This is a genomic window from Ancylobacter sp. TS-1 (genome assembly GCF_009223885.1).
Taxonomy (GTDB): domain Bacteria; phylum Pseudomonadota; class Alphaproteobacteria; order Rhizobiales; family Xanthobacteraceae; genus Ancylobacter.
Map to the genome: position 1 here is coordinate 1,566,691 of NZ_CP045144.1, position 17,343 is coordinate 1,584,033.

17 protein-coding genes and 2 riboswitches are annotated in these 17,343 nt (G+C 72.4%); of the genes, 7 read left to right on the forward strand and 10 right to left on the reverse strand.

Annotated features, from left to right (window positions below; translation table 11 throughout):
* Nucleotides 1–45: 45 nt before the first annotated feature.
* From cobM to cbiE, 3 genes are read right to left on the reverse strand one after another with little or no spacing between them, the layout of a single operon-like run.
* The gene (cobM, locus tag GBB76_RS07535) at nt 46–804 is read right to left on the reverse strand and encodes a precorrin-4 C(11)-methyltransferase (protein WP_152302735.1); all 759 of its coding nucleotides are present in this window, start codon (nt 802–804) and stop codon (nt 46–48) included.
* Complete coding sequence (locus tag GBB76_RS07540; protein WP_152302736.1) at nt 801–1,223, reverse strand: cobalamin biosynthesis protein; 423 nt, start codon at nt 1,221–1,223, stop codon at nt 801–803. The genes cobM and GBB76_RS07540 overlap by 4 nt, the downstream gene beginning before the upstream one ends.
* Entirely contained in the window at nt 1,220–2,503 is a 1,284-nt protein-coding gene (gene cbiE, locus GBB76_RS07545) for a precorrin-6y C5,15-methyltransferase (decarboxylating) subunit CbiE (RefSeq protein ID WP_152302737.1), read from the reverse strand. The genes GBB76_RS07540 and cbiE overlap by 4 nt, the downstream gene beginning before the upstream one ends.
* On the opposite strand from cbiE, the gene GBB76_RS07550 reads away from it, so the two are divergent.
* Nucleotides 2,484–3,305 (forward strand): cobalt-precorrin-6A reductase, encoded by an 822-nt coding sequence (locus GBB76_RS07550; RefSeq protein ID WP_371717104.1) that lies wholly within the window; start codon nt 2,484–2,486, stop codon nt 3,303–3,305. The genes cbiE and GBB76_RS07550 overlap by 20 nt on opposite strands.
* Here the strand turns inward: GBB76_RS07550 and GBB76_RS07555 are convergent.
* The 6 genes from GBB76_RS07555 to cobW all read right to left on the reverse strand — a co-directional run bounded on the left by GBB76_RS07555 (nt 3,275) and on the right by cobW (nt 11,400).
* Nucleotides 3,275–4,063, reverse strand: a complete 789-nt coding sequence (locus tag GBB76_RS07555; protein ID WP_152302738.1) for a precorrin-3B C(17)-methyltransferase — start codon at nt 4,061–4,063, stop codon at nt 3,275–3,277. The genes GBB76_RS07550 and GBB76_RS07555 overlap by 31 nt on opposite strands.
* Nucleotides 4,060–4,797 (reverse strand): precorrin-2 C(20)-methyltransferase, encoded by a 738-nt coding sequence (locus GBB76_RS07560; protein ID WP_152302739.1) that lies wholly within the window; start codon nt 4,795–4,797, stop codon nt 4,060–4,062. The genes GBB76_RS07555 and GBB76_RS07560 overlap by 4 nt, the downstream gene beginning before the upstream one ends.
* A complete protein-coding gene (locus tag GBB76_RS07565) occupies nt 4,794–5,429 on the reverse strand; it encodes a precorrin-8X methylmutase (protein WP_152302740.1) in 636 nt (211 codons plus the stop codon). Before GBB76_RS07565 ends, GBB76_RS07560 begins: the two co-directional genes overlap by 4 nt.
* On the reverse strand, nt 5,430–6,656 hold the full coding sequence (cobG, locus tag GBB76_RS07570) for a precorrin-3B synthase (RefSeq protein WP_152302741.1): 1,227 nt from the start codon (nt 6,654–6,656) through the stop codon (nt 5,430–5,432).
* Complete coding sequence (gene cobN / locus GBB76_RS07575) at nt 6,653–10,195, reverse strand: cobaltochelatase subunit CobN (protein ID WP_152302742.1); 3,543 nt, start codon at nt 10,193–10,195, stop codon at nt 6,653–6,655. The genes cobG and cobN overlap by 4 nt, the downstream gene beginning before the upstream one ends.
* Nucleotides 10,196–10,329: 134 nt before the next feature.
* Nucleotides 10,330–11,400, reverse strand: coding sequence for a cobalamin biosynthesis protein CobW (cobW, locus tag GBB76_RS07580; protein ID WP_152302743.1), 1,071 nt, complete (start codon nt 11,398–11,400; stop codon nt 10,330–10,332).
* Between the two features lie 119 nt (nt 11,401–11,519).
* A riboswitch (cobalamin riboswitch) is annotated at nt 11,520–11,725 on the reverse strand.
* Nucleotides 11,726–11,790: 65 nt separating this feature from the next.
* A riboswitch (cobalamin riboswitch) is annotated at nt 11,791–12,011 on the forward strand.
* A 30-nt stretch (nt 12,012–12,041) separates the two neighbouring features.
* Here cobW and GBB76_RS07585 point away from each other — a divergent pair.
* The 6 genes from GBB76_RS07585 to GBB76_RS07610 all read left to right on the forward strand — a co-directional run bounded on the left by GBB76_RS07585 (nt 12,042) and on the right by GBB76_RS07610 (nt 16,246).
* Nucleotides 12,042–12,239 (forward strand): CbtB domain-containing protein, encoded by a 198-nt coding sequence (locus tag GBB76_RS07585; RefSeq protein ID WP_152302744.1) that lies wholly within the window; start codon nt 12,042–12,044, stop codon nt 12,237–12,239.
* A gap of 21 nt (nt 12,240–12,260) precedes the next feature.
* Nucleotides 12,261–12,983 carry a CbtA family protein gene (locus GBB76_RS07590; RefSeq protein ID WP_152302745.1) on the forward strand — a complete coding sequence of 241 codons (723 nt, stop codon included), beginning with the start codon at nt 12,261–12,263 and terminating at the stop codon, nt 12,981–12,983.
* Nucleotides 12,984–12,986: 3 nt separating this feature from the next.
* On the forward strand, nt 12,987–13,493 hold the full coding sequence (gene cobU / locus GBB76_RS07595; protein WP_152302746.1) for a bifunctional adenosylcobinamide kinase/adenosylcobinamide-phosphate guanylyltransferase: 507 nt from the start codon (nt 12,987–12,989) through the stop codon (nt 13,491–13,493).
* A gap of 9 nt (nt 13,494–13,502) precedes the next feature.
* A complete protein-coding gene (cobO, locus tag GBB76_RS07600; protein ID WP_152302747.1) occupies nt 13,503–14,117 on the forward strand; it encodes a cob(I)yrinic acid a,c-diamide adenosyltransferase in 615 nt (204 codons plus the stop codon).
* Nucleotides 14,118–14,460: 343 nt separating this feature from the next.
* Nucleotides 14,461–14,712 (forward strand): NINE protein, encoded by a 252-nt coding sequence (locus tag GBB76_RS07605; protein WP_152302748.1) that lies wholly within the window; start codon nt 14,461–14,463, stop codon nt 14,710–14,712.
* A 73-nt stretch (nt 14,713–14,785) separates the two neighbouring features.
* A complete protein-coding gene (locus tag GBB76_RS07610) occupies nt 14,786–16,246 on the forward strand; it encodes a cobyric acid synthase (RefSeq protein WP_246669072.1) in 1,461 nt (486 codons plus the stop codon).
* Nucleotides 16,247–16,253: 7 nt separating this feature from the next.
* Here GBB76_RS07610 and cbiB read toward each other — a convergent pair whose 3' ends face one another.
* On the reverse strand, nt 16,254–17,231 hold the full coding sequence (gene cbiB / locus GBB76_RS07615; RefSeq protein WP_152302749.1) for an adenosylcobinamide-phosphate synthase CbiB: 978 nt from the start codon (nt 17,229–17,231) through the stop codon (nt 16,254–16,256).
* Nucleotides 17,232–17,343 lie beyond the last annotated feature (112 nt).

Consider the following 17,343-nt stretch of genomic DNA (forward strand, 5'->3'; position numbering starts at 1 on the left):
GGATCCCCGGTTCAAGCCCGGGGATGACGTTCTTCCCGGACGCCCTCATTCGCGCCCCCGGAAGCGCCGCTGATAGGTCGCATCGTAGAGCGCGCTCTCGCGAAAGCCGTCCGCCGCCAGCGCGCGGCCGACCAGGATCAGCGCGGTGCGCTCCACCGGCTCGGCGGCGACCTTCGCGACGATATCGGCCAGTGTGCCGGATATCACCCGCTCGGCCGGCCGGCTCGCCTCCACCACCACCGCAACCGGGCAGTCCGCGCCGCAGACCGGGGCGAGTTCGGCCACCACCCGCTCCAGCGCGTGGATGGCCAGATGCACGGCAAGCGTCGCCCCCGTCGCGCCGAAGGCGGCGAGCGTCTCGCCTTCCGGCATGGCCGAGGCGCGGCCGGAAACGCGGGTGACGACGAGGCTCTGTGCCAGCCCCGGCACGGTCAGCTCGCGCCCCAGCACCGCGCTCGCCGCCGCGAAGGCCGGCACGCCGGGGGTGAGCGTGTAGGGGATGGCGTGCCGCTCCAGCCGGCGCACCTGCTCGGCGACCGCCGAATAGATGGACAGGTCGCCCGATTGCAGCCGCGCCACGTCATGGCCGGCGGCCTCGGCGGCGAGAAACTCCGCCTCGATGTCGTCGAGCGCGAGCGGCGCCGTGTCGATGATGCGCGCGCCCGGCGGGCACCAGCCCAGCACCTCGGGCGGCACGATGGAGCCGGCATAGAGGCAGACGGGTGAGCGGGCGATCAGGTCGCGCCCGCGCAGCGTCATCAGATCCGCCGCGCCCGGGCCGGCGCCGATGAAATGAACCGTCATTTCTGCGGCGCTCCCTCGTCCGTTTCGGTCGGCATGTCCTTCACGCCCTCCCGCGCCAATGCGCAGGTCACGGCGCCGAGCACGAAGCGCGGCCCGATCAGCGTCGAGCGCCGCCCGGCCGCCGCCAGCGCCGAGGCCTCCGCCACCGAGGGCACGCCCATCAGCGCGACGACACGCTCGGAATGGGTCACGGCGCGGGCGCCGGCTGCCTCGAGCTGCGTCTGCGGCACCATCACCAGCAGCAGGCCGAGGTCCAGCGCCGCCTTGATGATGCCGGCCTCGCCGCCCTTCAGCGCCGGGGTGGCCATCAGCGAGATGTCGCACAGCTTCACATCATGGCGCGCCATCGCCCCGCGCACGCAGGCGCAGACCTCCTCCGCGCTCACGCCGCGCCGGCTGCCGACGCCGGCGACGATCACGGGCGCGCTCCCGGCTTCACCCAGATCCATTGCGTGACCGGCATCGCCGGCCGCCAGCCGGTGAGTCCGCCCACGGGCGCCGCGCGGGCGACCGACAGGCGGACGAGTTCCCCACCCTGCGCGCCATGGCGGGCGACCAGCAGCGCCTCGGTCTCCAGCGTCACCGCATTGACCACGAGCCGCCCGCCGGGCCGCAGCGCGGCGATCGCGGCGTCGAGCACGCCCGGCGCCCCGGCCCCGCCGCCGACGAACACCGCGTCCGGCACGGGAAGGCCGGCCAGCGCGTCGGGCGCCAGCCCCTCGACGATCTCCAGCCCCGGCACGCCGAGAGCGCCGGCATTGCGCCGCGCCCGGGCGGCGCGCTCGGGGTCCGCCTCGATGCCGATGGCGCGGAGCGAAGGATCGGCCAGCATCCATTCGATGCCGACGGACCCCGCCCCGGCGCCGATGTCCCACAGGAGTTCGCCCCGGCGCGGACTGAGCGCGGAAAGCGTCACCGCGCGGATCTCGCGCTTGGTCAGCTGGCCGTCATTCTCGAAGAGATCGTCCGGCAGCCCCGGCGCGCGGGCGATGATGCGGGCGCCCTCCCCGGCAACCAGTTCGATGCCGACGAGATTGAGCGGGTCGACGTCGGCAAGATCGAAACCTTCCGCCGGCCCCGAGCGCACCCGCTCGCGCGGTCCGCCCAGCGCCTCCAGCACATGCAGCGTGGAGCCGCCGAAGCCGCTCTCGGTCAGCAAACGCGCGATCTCGCCCGGCCCGGCACCGTCGGAAGTCAGCACCAAGAGCCGACGGCCGGGGTGCAGATGCGCCCGCACAAGGTCGAGCGAGCGGCCATGCACGGTGAGGCAGCCAGTCTCGGCCAGCGCCCAGCCGAGCCGCGAGGCGGCGAGGCTGAAGGAGGACGGCGCGGGCATGGCCGCGATCTCGCCGGCCGCCACGTGGCGCGCCAGCACCGCGCCGACGCCATGGAGGAACGGGTCGCCCGAAGCCAGCACGCACACCTTGCGGCCACGCAGCGCCAGCACCTCGGCGACGCCGCGCTCGAACGGGCTCGGCCAGGCGCGCGCCTCGCCCTTCACCGCGTCGCCGGCCAGCGCGAGGTGCCGCACCCCGCCGAACACGATCTCCGCCGCTTCGATGACCGCGCGCGCGGCCGGCGACAGGCCGTCGAGACCGTCCTCGCCAATGCCGACGATGGACAACCAGCGCACGTCCGGCGCATCGTCGCGCGGCGCCGCGAGGATGGATTCCGGCGCGATGGACTCAACGGCCCGCATGAACCCGCCTTCCGACAGCCGGGATGCCGGCGCCCCGCGCCTGCTCATCCTCGGCGGCACTTCCGAGGCCCGCGCGCTCGCGGCGGCGCTCGCCGCCCGCGGGGGCTATGCCCTCAGCCTGTCCCTTGCCGGTCGCACGCGCAACCCGGCGGACCAGCCCGCGCCCACGCGCTCGGGCGGCTTCGGCGGCGTGGAGGGGCTGGCGGCGCATCTGAAGGCCGAGCGCATCGATGCGCTCATCGACGCCACCCACCCCTTCGCCGCCATCATGTCCGGCAATGCCGCGCAGGCCGCGCGCCGCGCCGGCGTGCCGCTGCTCGCCCTCGTGCGGCCGGAATGGCAGCCCGTTCCCGGCGATCTCTGGACCGAGGCGGCCGACATTGCCGACGCGGTGGAGAAACTCGGCCCCGCCCCGCGCCGCGTGCTCGCCGCGCTCGGGCGCAACGAGGTCCGCGCGCTGGAAGCCGCCCCGCAGCACCACTATCTCGTGCGCAGCATCGATCCCGTCGAGCCGCCGCTCAACGTGCCGCACGCCCGTTACATCGAGGCGCGCGGGCCCTTCGCGGAAGCGGACGAGCGCACGCTGCTGACCGAGAACCGCATCGACGCCGTGCTCTCCAAGAACAGCGGTGGGGACGCCACCTATGGCAAGATCGCCGCCGCCCGCGCGCTCGGCATCGAGGTGATCATGGTCGCCCGCCCGCCCCGCCCGGAGGGCGAGACCGTGGGCAGCGTCGAGGAGGCGCTGGTCTGGCTGGAGCGCCTCCGCCATCAGGCATCCCCCGACCGCCGGGGCGTGTAGACCAGCGCCGGCCGGCCCGGGCGCGCGACGATGCGGGTCTCCGGCGAGCCGACGATGACGCAGGTCGCCATGTCGGCCATGTGGCCGCGCGCATTGGCGAGCGGCACCACGCGGATGCGCTCGTCCGGCCTTCCCACCGCGCGCCCGAAGATCACCGGCACCTCGGCCGGCAGTTCCTCGCGCAATATGTCGAAGGCGGTGTCGAGCTGGTGCGGGCGCGCCTTCGACACCGGGTTGTAGAAGGCCATGGCAAAGCCGGCCTTGGCCGCGAGGCGCAGGCGCTGCTCGATCACCTCCCACGGCTTGAGGTTGTCCGACAGCGAGACGGCGCAGAAATCATGACCGAGCGGCGCGCCGCACTTGGCCGCCACCGCCAGCATGGCGGTGATGCCCGGCACGATCTCGACCTCCAGCGCGCGCCATTCCTCCGGCCCCGTCTCGATCGCCTCGATCACCGCCGCCGCCATGGCGAACACGCCGGGATCGCCGCCGGAAACCATCGCCACCCGCGCCCCCGCCGCCGCATGGGCGAGCGCGGCGCCGGCCCGCACCAGTTCTTCGCGATTGTCGGACGGATGGCGCGTCTGGCCTTCGCGGGCTGGCACGCGGTCGAGATAGGGGATGTAGCCATAGACCGCCTCGGCCTCGGCCAGCGCCGCCTGCGCCTGCCCGGTGAGGAAGCGTTCCTCGCCCGGCCCGAGGCCGATGACGGTCAGCCGCCCCGTCGCAGGGCCCGCCGTCTTGCCCGCCTTCGTCATATGCGTCCTCCCCAGCCCGGCACCAGCACGATGGCGAAATAGGGCGCCGGCCCGTCCGCCCGCGTCTCCAGACGCTCGCAATAGCCCCCGCTCATCGTCCCGCGCTCGACATAGAGCGCGCGGTCGAGCTTGCCGGCGGCAGCGAGCGCGCGCCTGATCTTCGGCAGGTTGCGCCCCACCTTCATGATCACCGCCGCGTCCGCCCCGGCGAGGCGGCGCGCCAGTTCGGCCTCGGCGAGCGTGCCCGGCAGCACGGAGAGCACATCGTCGCCCTGCGCGATCGGTGCGCCGGCCAGCGACCAGCAGCCGGACATGCCGGTGACGCCGGCGATGACCTCAGTCGGGTAGCGGTCGGCGAGCCGCACATGCAGGTGCATGTAGGAGCCGTAGAACATCGGGTCGCCCTCGGACAGCACCGCCACCGTCCGCCCGGCGTCGAGATGGGCCGCCACCGCCTTAGCCGAGGCGTCGTAGAAGCCGGCGATGGCGTCGCGATAGGGTGCCTCGTCCTTCGGCATCTCGGTGGTCACGGGATAGCCGAGCGGCAGTTCCTCCACCCCGGCGCGGAAATGGGCATGGGCGATGGCGCGGGCGTGGCTCGAATTGCCCAGCTTGGCGAAATAGGCGACGACATCGGCCGCGCCGAGCGCACGCACCGCCTTCAGCGTCATCAACTCGGGATCGCCCGGCCCGACGCCCACGCCGACGAGACGGCCTGCGGGAAGCGCGCTCATATGCCCGGCCTCGCCAGCGCGTTGACCGCCGCCGCCGTCATGGCGCTGCCGCCCAGCCGCCCGCGCACCACCAGCCACGGCACGCCATGGTCGCCGGCCGCCAGCGCGTCCTTGGATTCGGCCGCACCGACAAAGCCCACGGGAATGCCAAGAATGGCGGCCGGTTTCGGCGCCCCGGCGTCGAGCATCTCCAACAGGCGGAACAGCGCGGTCGGGGCGTTGCCGATGGCGACGACGGCGCCTTCCATCCGGTCGCGCCACAGTTCCAGCGCGGCGGCCGAGCGCGTGGTGCCGAGCCGCTCGGCAAGGCCCGGCACGGCGGGCTCGCGCAGGGTGCAGATCACCTCGTTATTCGCCGGCAGGCGGGCGCGGGTAATGCCATGCGCCACCATCGCGGCGTCGCACAGGATCGGCGCACCGGCGGCAAGCGCGTTGCGGGCGGCCCGGACCAGCCCCGGCGCGAAGTCGATGGCGAAGGCGGCTTCCACCAGCCCGCAGGCATGGATCATGCGTACCGCGACGTCGGCCTCGTCAGGCGTGAAGCGGCCGAGGTCGGCCTCCTCGCGGATGATGGCGAAGGAGCGCTCATAGATCGCGTTGCCGTCGCGCTCATAGTCGGTCGGGATCGACACTCAGCCCTCGTCCTTGTCCAGAAAGTCCCGCGCCAGCGCGCGCAGCCGGGCCTCGGGCACGATGCCCGGCGGCCGGCTCCGCGCGAGAACATCGCGCGGCGTGCCTTCGACCACGAGACCCGCCCCCTCGTCCAGCCCCACAATGGTGAGCCGGGCCGGCGCGGGATGCGCGCAGCCCTTGGCGCAGCCCGAAACATGCAGTTCGCCGTGCCGCACATGCGGCGCCAGTTCCGTTGCCAGCGCGTGGGTCTCCATGCGCGCGGAGGCACAGGCCGGTCGCCCGGCGCAGGCGAAGACCCGGCGGCGCGGATCGGCGGCATCGGTGATGAAGCCGAGCGCGGCGGCCTGCGCCATGAGCCCCGGCACGGCCTCGCGCGGCAGCCCGACGAGCAGCAGCGCCCGCCCGGCGGCCGGCTCGGCATGGCGGGCGCCGGCCTCGCGGGCCTCCTGCGCCAGAACCTCCAGCGCCTCCCCGCGCACCTGCCCGAAGGCGAGGCCGAGCCCGAGCGCGACGGTGCCGTCGTTCAACGCGTGGGTGCCCACCGGGTCGGCGGCGTCCCGCGCAAGCGGGGCATCGCCGGGGGTGAGGCGACGGCGCCCCACGAGCGCGTCGAGCCCCTCGCGCGCCACAAGGTCGGCCATGCGCGCCTGCGGCCCGTCCTGCGCCAGCGCGCCCAGCAGATCGACAACCAGCGTCGCCGCCCGCGCCGCGTCGACCGTGCCCGCCTCCCGCCCAGCCAGCGCGACGCGCCAGCAGGCCCCCGTCGCGGTCAGCGCGATGTCGGCCTTGAGCGCGGCGAGCGACAGCGCGCCACCGGCATCGAGCGTCACCGACATCTTCGGCGCGAGGCGCGGCACCAGCGGGGCGGCGCCCTCGCTGATCATCGTCGCCAGCCGGCGCGGGTCGGCGCGAGCCGCCGGGTCGAGCCCGGCCAGCGCGCCATGCTCGACCGGGAATCCCTCCGGCAGCGCGATGGCGAGCCGCGCCACGCCTTCCGCCAGCCGGGGCGCGCTCTGCGGCGTCAGCCCGCGTAATTGCAGCTTGCCGCGCGCCGTCACTTCAAGAATGCCGTTGCCCGTCTCATGCGCCAGCCGCGCCAACCCGGCCAGTTGATCGAATGTGAGCGGCTCCAGCGGCTGAAGCCGCGCCAGCAGCCCGTCGCCGGTCGGCATCGGTTCGGGCAGCGAGGGGCAGGCGCCCCGCCGCATGGCGGCCACCGCGCTCATTGCGCCGCCTCCCCGGACAGCGCCGCCAGCGCCTCGGTAATGTCGTTGCGGCGCGGATGCCAGAGTCCCTTTTCCCGCGCGCCCTCGAAGCGGGCGGCGACGAAGCGCGCCGCCTCGGGCGAGACCTCGATCAGGAAATCGCGCATCCCGGCATCATCGACATAGGCGGCATGCAGCGCGTCGATCAGATGGCCCGGCACGGCGCGTGTCGCCTCGGCGAAACCGATCAGCCGGTCGACGGTCTCGGCGATCTCGGCCGCGCCGCGCGGCCCGTGCCGCCGCAGGCCCTCGGTATAGCGCGGGTTCGCCCGCCCGCGCACGATGCGGGCCAGCGCGGCGTCGAGCGGCCGCGCCACCGGCCGCGCCGGGTCGGAGGTGTCGAGCACCACGAGCCCCGGCGCGCGGCCGAGCCGTTCCGCCGCTGCCGCGAAACCGCCGATGAAGGCGAGGTCGGCGTCGCCTTCCAGCAGGTCGCGGCCGGGATCGTCCGTGCCGTGGATCAGAAGTTCGGCCGCCGCCACCCGCTCCACGAAGGCGTCCCCGGCCGCGCGCGCCGTTCCCTCGGCCCCGCCATAGGCGTGCGAGGCGCTGGCGAGATAGGCCGCGCCCAGCGATTCCCGCTCGATCCCGCCGGCGCGGGTGTCCAGCCCCGCGCCATAGGCACCCGGCGCGGTGCCGAAGATGCGCGGGGCATTCTCGCCGGCCGCGCGTAGCGGGTTCTCGTCCGCGCTCTCCTCGCGCCGCGCCACCGCCCGCAGCGCGGCGTCGATGAGCGCGATCTGCGCCGGGAACAGGTCGCGGAACAGGCCGGATATGCGGAAGGTGACGTCGACGCGCGGGCGGCCGAGCGCGGCGGGCGGCAGCACCTCCACGCCGGTAACGCGTCCGGTGGCCGGGTCCCAGACCGGGCGGGCGCCGATCAGCGCCAGCCCCTGCGCGATCTCCTCGCCGCCGGTACGCAGCGTCGCGCTGCCCCACAGGTCGAGCACGAGGGAGCGCGGCCAGTCGCCATGGGCCTGCGCATGGGCGCGCAGCACCTCCTCCGCCGCCAGCCGGCCGAGGTCCATGGCGGTCGGCGTCGGCAAGGCGCGGGGATCGCTGGCGTAAAGGTTGCGCCCGGTCGGCATCACATCGGTGCGCCCCCGGCCCGGCGCGCCGGCGGGCCCGGCAGCCACGCGCCGCCCGTCCAGCACGGCCAGCAGCCCGTCGCGCTCGGCCGCCCCGCAGGCGCCGCGTCCATAGACATGAAAGCCGTCCTTGAGCCGCATCTCCTTGATGTCGCAGAGAAAGGCGTCGATCTGCCTGAGCGCCTCGTCGGGCGGCGCATCCGTTGCCAGCCCGGCATCGCGGGCAAGGCCGGTGCGCGCCGCCTCCTCGACGATCAGCCGGGCGAGGCGCTCGCGGCGACGGCGGTCGAGCCCGTCGGCCTGCGCGTATTCGTCGACCAGCCGCTCCAGCCCGGCCGCGTCCCCGGCCAGCCCCGCCTCGATGGTGGGCGGCGGCAGATGGCCAAGGGTGATCGCGGCGATGCGCCGTTTCGCCTGCGCCGCCTCGCCGGGATTGGAGACGATGAAGGGATAGGCAACGGGAAGGCTGCCCAGCACCAGTTCGGGGAAGCAGGCGCTGGTGAGCGCCACATGCTTGCCGGGCAGCCATTCCAGCGTGCCATGCGCGCCCATATGCACCAGCGCGTCGGCGCCCCCCTGCAGCCAGTGGCCGAAGGCGAGCAGCCCGTGGCGCGGCGGGAGGGCGGGGTCGTGATACTGCGCGCGCCGCTCGGCAACAGAGCCGCGCTCGGGCGCCAGCGCTACCGTGACGTTGCCGAAGCGGGCGGCCCGGAAACGGAAGGCGCCGTCCACGAGGTCCGGGTCGTCCTCCGGCGCGCCCCACGCCGACTGGACGGCAGCCACCGCCTCGGGCGGCAGGGTGTCGAGATGGGCGCGGTAGGTAAGGAGCGACAAGACCGCACCCTCATCGTCATTCCCGAGCCCGAACGACGTCATCCCGGCCGAAGGCGAAGCCGCAGAGCCGGGATCGCTCTCCGTGCTGAAAGCGATCCCGGATCGGCCGTTGGCCGTCCCGGATGACGGGGCCCGACCCTCGGCTCTCACCGCCTCCACCAGCGCCTTCTCGTCGCCCGGCGCGTCGTCGACCCGGTAGCCGGCGGCCTTCAGGTCCTCCAGCAGCACGCGCACACTCGCCGGCACATCGAGGCCGACCGCCCAGCCGGTGCGGCCGGGGGCGCCGGCATAGTCCGGCATCAGCACGGCGAGGCGCCGACGCGCAGGAGGCAGGCGCCGCAGTCGCGCCAGCGCCGCCACGCGCGCGGCCACCTGCTCCACCCGGTCCGGCTCGGGAAGGTTCACCAGCGCCGCGAAGCCGGGCACGGCGGGGGTTTCCTGCGGCGCCTTGAAGGAAAGCGCCCCGGCGAGCACCCGTCCGTCGAGTTCGGGCAGCACGACATGCATGGCGAGATCGGCGCTGGTCAGCCCACGCACGCCTTCGGCCCAGGCCGTGCGCGCCGTGGTGCCGACAATCGCCTGCAACACCGGCACATCAGGCGCGTCGAGCACCGTCGCCTCGCCGGGATCGGCGGCGGCGAAGGCGGTGAGCGTCACGATAGCGGCGGGCTCCATCCCCGCCAGCGCCTCCCGCAGAAAGGCGATGGAGGTCGGCTCCTTGAGGCTCGCCACGAAGATCGGCACCGGCGCCAGCCCGCGCGCCGCCAGCGCCGCGCACAGGGCGTCGACCGGCGCGGTGTCGGCGGCGAGCCACATGGAACGGTAGAAGATGACGGGAACGGCGGGACGGGCGGCGTCCACAAGAGAGACACCCTCATCCCCGGGCTCGACCCGGGGACCCGGCGTTTCCGAGGTCGCAATGCGTGGCCCCTGGGTGGCCGGGTCAAGCCCGGTCCTGAGGGCGTGTTGGTCCTCGGAAGCCCTCTCCCCACGGGGGAGAGGGTTGGGTGAGGGGGAAGCAACGCCCCCCTCATAAAACCCCGCCAGCGGCACCGGCTCGGGCGGCGGCGCTTGTCCCGGACGCCCGGCATGGCCCGCCAGCCGGCGCAGCAAAGCGCGCATGTTGGAAGGCCCGCCGGCGCGGAAATAGGCGAGCAGCGCCGCGAGTTCGTCGGCTGGCAGCGTCGAGGCTTCGGCGAGGCGCGGGTCGTCGCGGTCCTCGCCCGGCAGCACGGCGAGCTTGAAGCCGCGCGCGCGCGCCTCGGCGCCAAGGCGCTCGACGCCGTAGCGCCACCAGTCGAGCCCGCCGAGCAGCCGCACCACCACAATGCGGGCACGGCTCCCCACCTTGTCGATCCACAGATCGACCGAGAGCGGATGGCGCAGATCGCGCAGGCTGGCGAGGCGCAGGCTCGGCAAGGTGCCGTCCTCGCTTTGCGCGCGGGCGAGCGCCGAGGCGAGACCCATCAGGTCGCTGTCGGTGAAGGAGACCACCACCACCTCCCCCGGCGTCTGGCCGAGGTCCACCGGCTCGACAAGATCGTCGAGGCTGGAGGATGTGGTGGTGAGGATGTGCATGGGCCGCCCTTCTCCTCAGGCCGTCATCCCGGCCGCAGCGAAGCGCAGAGCCGGGATCGCGCGCAAGGAAAGCGCTCCGCGATCCCGGATACGGCCTGCGGCCGTTCCGGGATGACGACCCATGACGACGGCCCTCACGCCGGCACGCTCTCGCCGGCGAGGATCGCTTCCACCTTGGCCCGGTCGAGCCCCTTCAGCCCGATGGCGACGAGGCGGCCCGTGCGCGGGCCGGCGCCCCACGGGCGGTCGAAATGATGCGCCACGCGCGGCCCCACCGCCTGCACGAGAAGGCGCAGCGGCTTGCCGGCGACGGAAAGAAACCCCTTCACCCGCAGCACGTCGGCCTCCTGCGCCGCCCGCGCCACCCGCGCCGCGAATTCCTCGGGATCGGCGATCTCGGGCACCTCGACGACGAAGCTGTCGAAGTCGTCATGGTCGTGGTCGAGCTCGTCGTCGTGATGGGTCCGGCGGTTCTCGATGTCGTCCTCGGTGCCGACCCCGAGCCCCATCAGGATCGCCGGGTCGATCCGCCCTTCGGTGACGCTGACCACGCGCACGCCCTTCGGCAACTCGCCATCGAGCGCGGCGCGGGCGCGGACCTGCCCCTCGGCATCGATCAGGTCGCCCTTGGTGAGAATGACGAGATCGGCGCAGGCGATCTGGTCGTCGAACACCTCCTCGATCGGGTCGTCATGGTCGAGCACGACATCGCTCGCGCGCTGGGCGGCCAGCGCGTCATGGTCGTGCGCCACGCGGCCGGCGGCGAGCGCCTCGCCGTCGACCACCGCCACCACGCCGTCCACCGTCACCCGGCTCTTGATCGCCGGCCAGTGGAAGGCCTGCACCAGCGGCTTCGGCAGCGCGAGGCCGGAGGTCTCGATGAGGATGTGGTCGACCTTCGGCTCGAGGGCGAGGATGGCGTCGAGCGCGGGAACGAAATCGTCCGCCACCGTGCAGCAGATGCAGCCATTGGCGAGTTCGACGATGTTCTCCTCCGGGCAGGTGTCGATGCCACAGCCCTTCAGTATCTCGCCGTCAATGCCGACATCGCCGAACTCGTTGACGATGACGGCGAGGCGCTTGCCCCGCGCATTCTCCAGCACATGGCGGATCAGCGTCGTCTTTCCCGAGCCGAGGAAGCCGGTGACGATGGTGCACGGCACCCGGTCGAGGGAGGTCGGCGAGGCGGGGCGGGCGTCGGACATGCGGCATCTCCACGAGAACGGTCGAAATCGCGGGATGCATCGGTCGCGGAAGGACTTTCCGCGCGAAGCCGCCGGGAACGGTCCCGTGGCTCTGCCTGACTGCCGGGCACCCCGCCGGCATACACGACCGAACCTTCGGCAGGTCTCCTGGCTCGCGGGTCGCCGCCTCGTCGCCGCCTTCCCGGAGAGGCTCTCCAGTGGCTTTCGGCGCAGGCTCGCCGCTCACAGTTGCGGGGGCAGCCGCGGAATTGGAGCGCCGGGCGCTCCTCACCGCATTCCCTCTTCGTCCCTCCCGGGGGAGGAAACCGATGGTCGCGGCCACTAAAGGAGCGCGCCGGGGGAATGTCAAATGCCGGCCGCCCCGCGATTGCCGCACGGCGATTGCCGGCTATACTCGCCGTTGTCGTCGGTTCCCGTGATGCGCACGGGACGCAAGACGGGAACGCGGTGGGGCGGAAACCTTCCTCGGAAGGACACCGCCGAATCCGCGGCTGCCCCCGCAACTGTGAGCGGCGAGCCCTCCTCCATCGGCCACTGGCGTCAGCCGGGAAGGCGGAGACAAGGGCCGTGACCCGCGAGCCAGGAGACCGGCCGTCGACAGAACCGCAACGGCCCTCGGGTGGAGGGCCAAAGGAGCTGACATGACGACCCCGCACAGCCGCGACGCGGCTGCCTCCCACGATTCGCTGCACACCTCGCTGGCCTCCCGCGCCGTCCAGATCACCTTCGCCGCCCTGCTCGGCGTCTTCGTGCTCGGCGGGGTGGGCTTCTCCCACATCAGCGCCGTGCACAATGCGACGCACGATGTGCGCCACGCCAACGCCTTCCCCTGCCACTGACGCGCCGGGGGAGAACGCATCATGTCGCTTTTCAGGACGATTCTGTTTGTCGCCGCGCTCGCCGGCATCGGTACCGGGCTGGTGGTTTCCGCCCTTCATCTGTTCACCACCGTGCCGCTGATCCTGCAGGCCGAGACCTTCGAGAATGCGGGTGGGGAAGCCGCCCCCGCCGTCACGGCGGAGGCGCACGAGCACGCGCCCGGCGCCGCCGCCCATTCCCATGACGAGGAGGAATGGGGCCCCGCCGACGGCATCGAGCGCAACGGCCTCACCGTGATCTTCACCGTGCTCACCGGCTTCGGCTTCGGCCTGCTGCTGATCGCGGCGAGCGAGGTCACGGGCGGGCTCAAGGGCTGGCATCAGGGCCTGCTGTGGGGCCTCGCCGGCTTCGCCGCCTTCACCGTGGCGCCGGGGCTCGGCCTGCCGCCGGAACTACCGGCCATGCCCGCCGCCGACCTCGCCGCCCGGCAGGTCTGGTGGGTCGGCACGGTGGCGGCGACGGCGGGCGGCCTCGCGCTGCTCGCCTTCGGCCGCTCGCCCCTGCTCGCCGTGCTCGGCGTGGCGCTGATCCTCGCCCCGCACGTGATCGGCGCGCCGCAGCCCGAGAGCCATGAGAGCCCGATCCCGGAAGCCCTTCACCACAGCTTCGTGGTGGCGAGCGTCGCGGTCAGCTTCGTGTTCTGGGTCCTGCTCGGCGGCCTGGCCGGCTGGCTGCGGCCGCGACTGGCCCGCATGGCGGGCTGAGGCATGAGCCTCACCCTCGTCCTCGGCGGCGCCCGCTCGGGCAAGAGCGCCCATGCCGAGCAACTCGTCGAGCGGCTGGCGCCGCCGTGGAGCTATCTCGCGACGGCGCAGGCCTGGGACGACGAGATGGTGGAGCGCATCGCGCTCCACCGCTCCCGCCGGGGCGAAGGCTGGCAGACGCTCGACGCGCCGCACGACCTCGCCGGCGCGCTGGTCGCCCTGCCGCCGGGCCGGCCGGTGCTGGTCGACTGCCTCACCCTCTGGCTCACCAACCGCATGCTGGCGGACGCCGATGTGACGGCGGAATCCGCCGCGCTGGCCGAAGCCCTCGCCTCCCGCGACGGACCGACGGTCGCCGTCTCCAGCGAGGTCGGCCTGTCCATCGTGCCGGACAACGCGCTGGCCCGCCGCTTCCGCGATGCGCAGGGCCGGCTCAACCAGATGATCGCCGCCCGCGCCGATGCCGTGGTCTTCATGGTCGCCGGCCTGCCCATGCGGGTGAAAGGATAAGGTGGAACCATGCGCGACATCACTCCGGAGGAGGCCGCTCGCCACCGCGCCAAGATGGAAAAGCGCAAGGCGGTGCAGGACGCGGAAGTCGCGGAAAAGACCGTCGAGAAGGGCCTGCTCATCGTCCACACCGGCCCCGGCAAGGGCAAGTCGACCGCCGCCTTCGGCCTCGCCCTGCGGGTACTGGGGCACGGCGGCAGGGTCGGCGTCGTCCAGTTCATCAAGGGCGCCTGGCAGTCGGGCGAGCGCGCCGCGCTGGAGAGCTTCGGCGAGCGCGTGGAATGGCATTCCATGGGCGAGGGCTTCACCTGGGAGACGCAGGACCTCGCCCGCGACGTCGCCGCCGCACGGCGGGCGTGGGAGAAGGCGCGGGAGATGATGGATAACCCCGCCTTCGGGCTGGTCATCCTCGACGAGATGAACATCGCCCTGCGCTATGACTACCTGCCCCTCGACGAGGTGGTCGCCGCCCTCGCCGCGCGGCGGGAGGGGCTGCACGTCGTCGTCACCGGCCGCAACGCCAAGCCGGCGCTGATCGAGGCCGCCGATCTCGTCACCGAGATGGGCCTCGTGAAGCACCACTTCAAAGCCGGGGTGAAGGCGCAGAAGGGCATCGAGTTCTAGGATTATCTTTTATTTTCATATTCTTAGCTGAAAAATTGTCGTATAATTGTCTCTACGATTAATGCATCGACGAGACGCCAAATGAACCCACGCAAGAAATTGACGAACAGGAAAATACTGTTTAAAATCAAAGTTTTAGCTCGACGCCGTCCGGTCAGTACAGATTCGAGGCTCCGCCTCGAATCTGTACTGACCGGAGCCCTTAGCACATTTTCAGATCAAAGTCAATATAATACCATTTGAAAGTTGATCCTACGACGGATCTTATAATTTGCCCTGCAAGCCCTATTTGGAACAGGACGCCGGATGATGCGGCGCAACGCTTTCATGGAGAAACGCCTCGATGCGTTCGACGCCCGTCGCCTATCTGTTCTGGCTCTTCGGCCTGATCGGCATTTGCGGCATCCATCGCTTCTACACCGGCCGCTACTGGACCGGCGCGCTGTGGCTGCTGACCGTCGGCCTGCTCGGCATCGGCCAGATCGTGGACCTGTTCCTGATCCCCGGCATGGTGCGCGAGGCCAACCTCGAACGCCGCGTGGACTATCTGGAAGGCCGCGACTACGGCTCGCGCCAGGGCCATCACCACGGCTGACGGCGCCGAAGACGTGGATGGCCGGGCCCGGCCCGGCCATGACGTCGGCAAAGCGAAACGCCGGGGGCTGGCGATGACGCTCGCCCTCATGTTCCAGGGCACCGGCTCCGATGTCGGCAAGTCGCTGATCGTCGCCGGCCTCGCCCGTGCCTTCGCCAATCGCGGGCTCAGGGTCCGCCCCTTCAAGCCGCAGAACATGTCGAACAACGCCGCCGTCACCCCCGATGGCGGCGAGATCGGCCGCGCGCAGGCGCTTCAGGCCCGCGCGGCGCGCGTTCCACCTTCCGTCCACATGAATCCGGTTCTGCTGAAGCCGCAGAGCGAGATCGGCGCGCAGGTGGTGGTGCAGGGCCGCGCGCGCGGCAATGCGAAGGCCGCCGACTACCAGAAGCTGAAGCCCGCCCTCATGGAAGCCGTGCTGGGAAGCTACGCGCATCTGTGCGCCGAGGCCGACCTCGTGCTGGTCGAGGGCGCCGGCTCGGCATCGGAGATCAATCTGCGCGCCAACGACATCGCCAATATGGGTTTTTCCCGCGCGGCCAATGTACCCGTCATCCTGATCGGCGACATCGACCGTGGCGGCGTCATCGCCAGCCTCGTCGGCACGAAAGCCGTGCTGCCGCCCGAGGATGCGGCGATGATCGCCGGCTTCCTCGTCAACCGCTTCCGGGGCGACCCTGCCCTCTTCGCCTCCGGCATGGCGGAAATCGCCACCCGCACCGGCTGGGAGGCGCTCGGCCTCGTCCCCTTCTTCCCGGACGCCCGCCGCCTGCCGGCCGAGGACGCGCTCGCCCTCGACACCGCCCGTGCAGCCAAGCCCGGCGCCAAGGTGAAGATCGCCGTGCCGATCCTGCCGCGCATCGCCAATTTCGACGATCTCGACCCGCTCGACGCCGAGCCGGGCGTCGAGGTGGTGCGCGTGCGCGCCGGCACGCCGCTGCCGGCCGATGCCGCGCTCATCGTCCTGCCCGGCTCAAAATCGACCATCCCAGACCTCGCCGATTTCCGCCGCGAGGGCTGGGACATCGACCTGCTCGCCCATGTCAGGCGCGGCGGCCGGGTGCTCGGCCTGTGCGGCGGCTACCAGATGCTGGGCCGCACGCTGGCCGACCCCGAGGGCGTCGAGGGCCCGCCCGGCATCGTCCCCGGCCTCGGACTGCTCGACGTCGACACAGTGCTGTCGGCCGAAAAGCGGCTGGTGGCCGTCACCGGCACGGCCGGCGGCGCGCCGTTTGCCGGCTACGAGATGCATATGGGCGTGACAGAGGGCCCCGGCCGCGCCCGCCCCTTCGCTCAACTCGACGGCGAAGGGCCGGAAGGCGCCCTCTCACCGGACGGGCGCGTTATCGGCACCTATGCCCACGGCCTGTTCGCCGACGACCGCCAGCGCGGGCGCTGGCTGGAAGCGCTCGGCGCCGCCCCGGCCGGCATCGACTATGAGGCTGGAGTAGAGGCGACGCTGGACGCGCTCGCCGAACACCTTTCCCACCATATCGACCTCGACCGCCTGCTGGAAATCGCGCGACGGGGCTAAGCGCCCCTCACCAGCTCAGCGCGGCGAAGGCGAGCACGGCCACGGTCGTCACCAGCACCCCGTCGGCGGCGCGGTAGAGCCGGAGCGCCCGGCGGATGTCGTCGGCAGTGCATTCGCGCCGCCCGCCCTCGCCCATGATGCCGTCGACCGAGAGCTTGCCGCCGTAATAACGCGGCCCGGCAATGGCGATGCCGAGCGCCCCGGCCAGCGCCGCCTCCGGCCATCCGGCATTGGGCGAGCGGTGGCGGGCGGCGTCGCGCCGCATCGCCGCCCAGGCCCGCAGCGGCGAGGCATCGGCCACGAAGAACGCCCCCGCCACGATGAGCATTCCCGAAAGCCGCGAGGCCGGCAGGTTGATCAGGTCGTCGAAGCGCGCCGAGGCCCAGCCGAAATCGCCGTGGCGGGCGTCGCGATGGCCGATCATGCTGTCGGCGGTGTTCACCGCCTTGTAGACCGCCCCGCCGGCCAACCCGCCGACCGCCATCCACAGCGCCGGCGCCACCACGCCGTCGGAGAAGTTCTCGGCGAGGCTCTCGATGGCGGCACGCGCCACCCCGGCCTCGTCGAGCGCCTCCGGGTCGCGCCCGACGATGTGCGACACCGCCCGGCGCCCGGCCTCCAGGCTCTCGTCGAGCCCGTCCGCCACCAGCCCGACATACTGGTGCAGGCTGCGCTGGGCGAACAGCGTGGAGCCCACGAACGCCGCGTAGAAGAAGCCAAGCGGCAGCATCACGAGGAATTTCTGCGCCGCCAGCCCGGCCGCCCCGCTCACCCCGACGATGAGGATCAGCGACACCACGCCGGCGAGGCGGCGCTGGCCGGGCGTGTCGCTGTCGAGGTTGAAATTGCGGTCCAGCGCGGCAATCAGCCGGCCGATCCACATCACCGGATGCCCCGCGCGCTCGAGCAGAATCCCGGGATATCCGAGAGCGGCCTCGAACAGCAGCGCCGCCAGCGTTAAACCGAGGGTAAGTTCGAGGGTCATCGGAAGTGATTCTCTATCGGGGCGCTTCCGCGACGTTCCGAATCCGGCGGCCGCGCGGTTCCACCATTTCCGCCCGCGCGCCCGCCATCAAGACCCCGTGCGCGCGGCTCCC

Coding starts and splice junctions, on each gene's coding strand:
- cobM (WP_152302735.1), bottom strand. CDS start 804: ATGACGGTTCATTTCATCGGCGCCGGCCCGGGCGCGGCGGATCTGATG.
- GBB76_RS07585 (WP_152302744.1), top strand. CDS start 12,042: ATGACGACCCCGCACAGCCGCGACGCGGCTGCCTCCCACGATTCGCTG.
- cbiE (WP_152302737.1), bottom strand. CDS start 2,503: ATGCGGGCCGTTGAGTCCATCGCGCCGGAATCCATCCTCGCGGCGCCG.
- cobU (WP_152302746.1), top strand. CDS start 12,987: ATGAGCCTCACCCTCGTCCTCGGCGGCGCCCGCTCGGGCAAGAGCGCC.
- cobN (WP_152302742.1), bottom strand. CDS start 10,195: ATGCACATCCTCACCACCACATCCTCCAGCCTCGACGATCTTGTCGAG.
- cobG (WP_152302741.1), bottom strand. CDS start 6,656: ATGAGCGCGGTGGCCGCCATGCGGCGGGGCGCCTGCCCCTCGCTGCCC.
- GBB76_RS07610 (WP_246669072.1), top strand. CDS start 14,786: ATGACGCTCGCCCTCATGTTCCAGGGCACCGGCTCCGATGTCGGCAAG.
- GBB76_RS07605 (WP_152302748.1), top strand. CDS start 14,461: ATGCGTTCGACGCCCGTCGCCTATCTGTTCTGGCTCTTCGGCCTGATC.
- GBB76_RS07550 (WP_371717104.1), top strand. CDS start 2,484: ATGGACTCAACGGCCCGCATGAACCCGCCTTCCGACAGCCGGGATGCC.
- GBB76_RS07555 (WP_152302738.1), bottom strand. CDS start 4,063: ATGACGAAGGCGGGCAAGACGGCGGGCCCTGCGACGGGGCGGCTGACC.
- cbiB (WP_152302749.1), bottom strand. CDS start 17,231: ATGACCCTCGAACTTACCCTCGGTTTAACGCTGGCGGCGCTGCTGTTC.
- GBB76_RS07560 (WP_152302739.1), bottom strand. CDS start 4,797: ATGAGCGCGCTTCCCGCAGGCCGTCTCGTCGGCGTGGGCGTCGGGCCG.
- cobO (WP_152302747.1), top strand. CDS start 13,503: ATGCGCGACATCACTCCGGAGGAGGCCGCTCGCCACCGCGCCAAGATG.
- cobW (WP_152302743.1), bottom strand. CDS start 11,400: ATGTCCGACGCCCGCCCCGCCTCGCCGACCTCCCTCGACCGGGTGCCG.
- GBB76_RS07590 (WP_152302745.1), top strand. CDS start 12,261: ATGTCGCTTTTCAGGACGATTCTGTTTGTCGCCGCGCTCGCCGGCATC.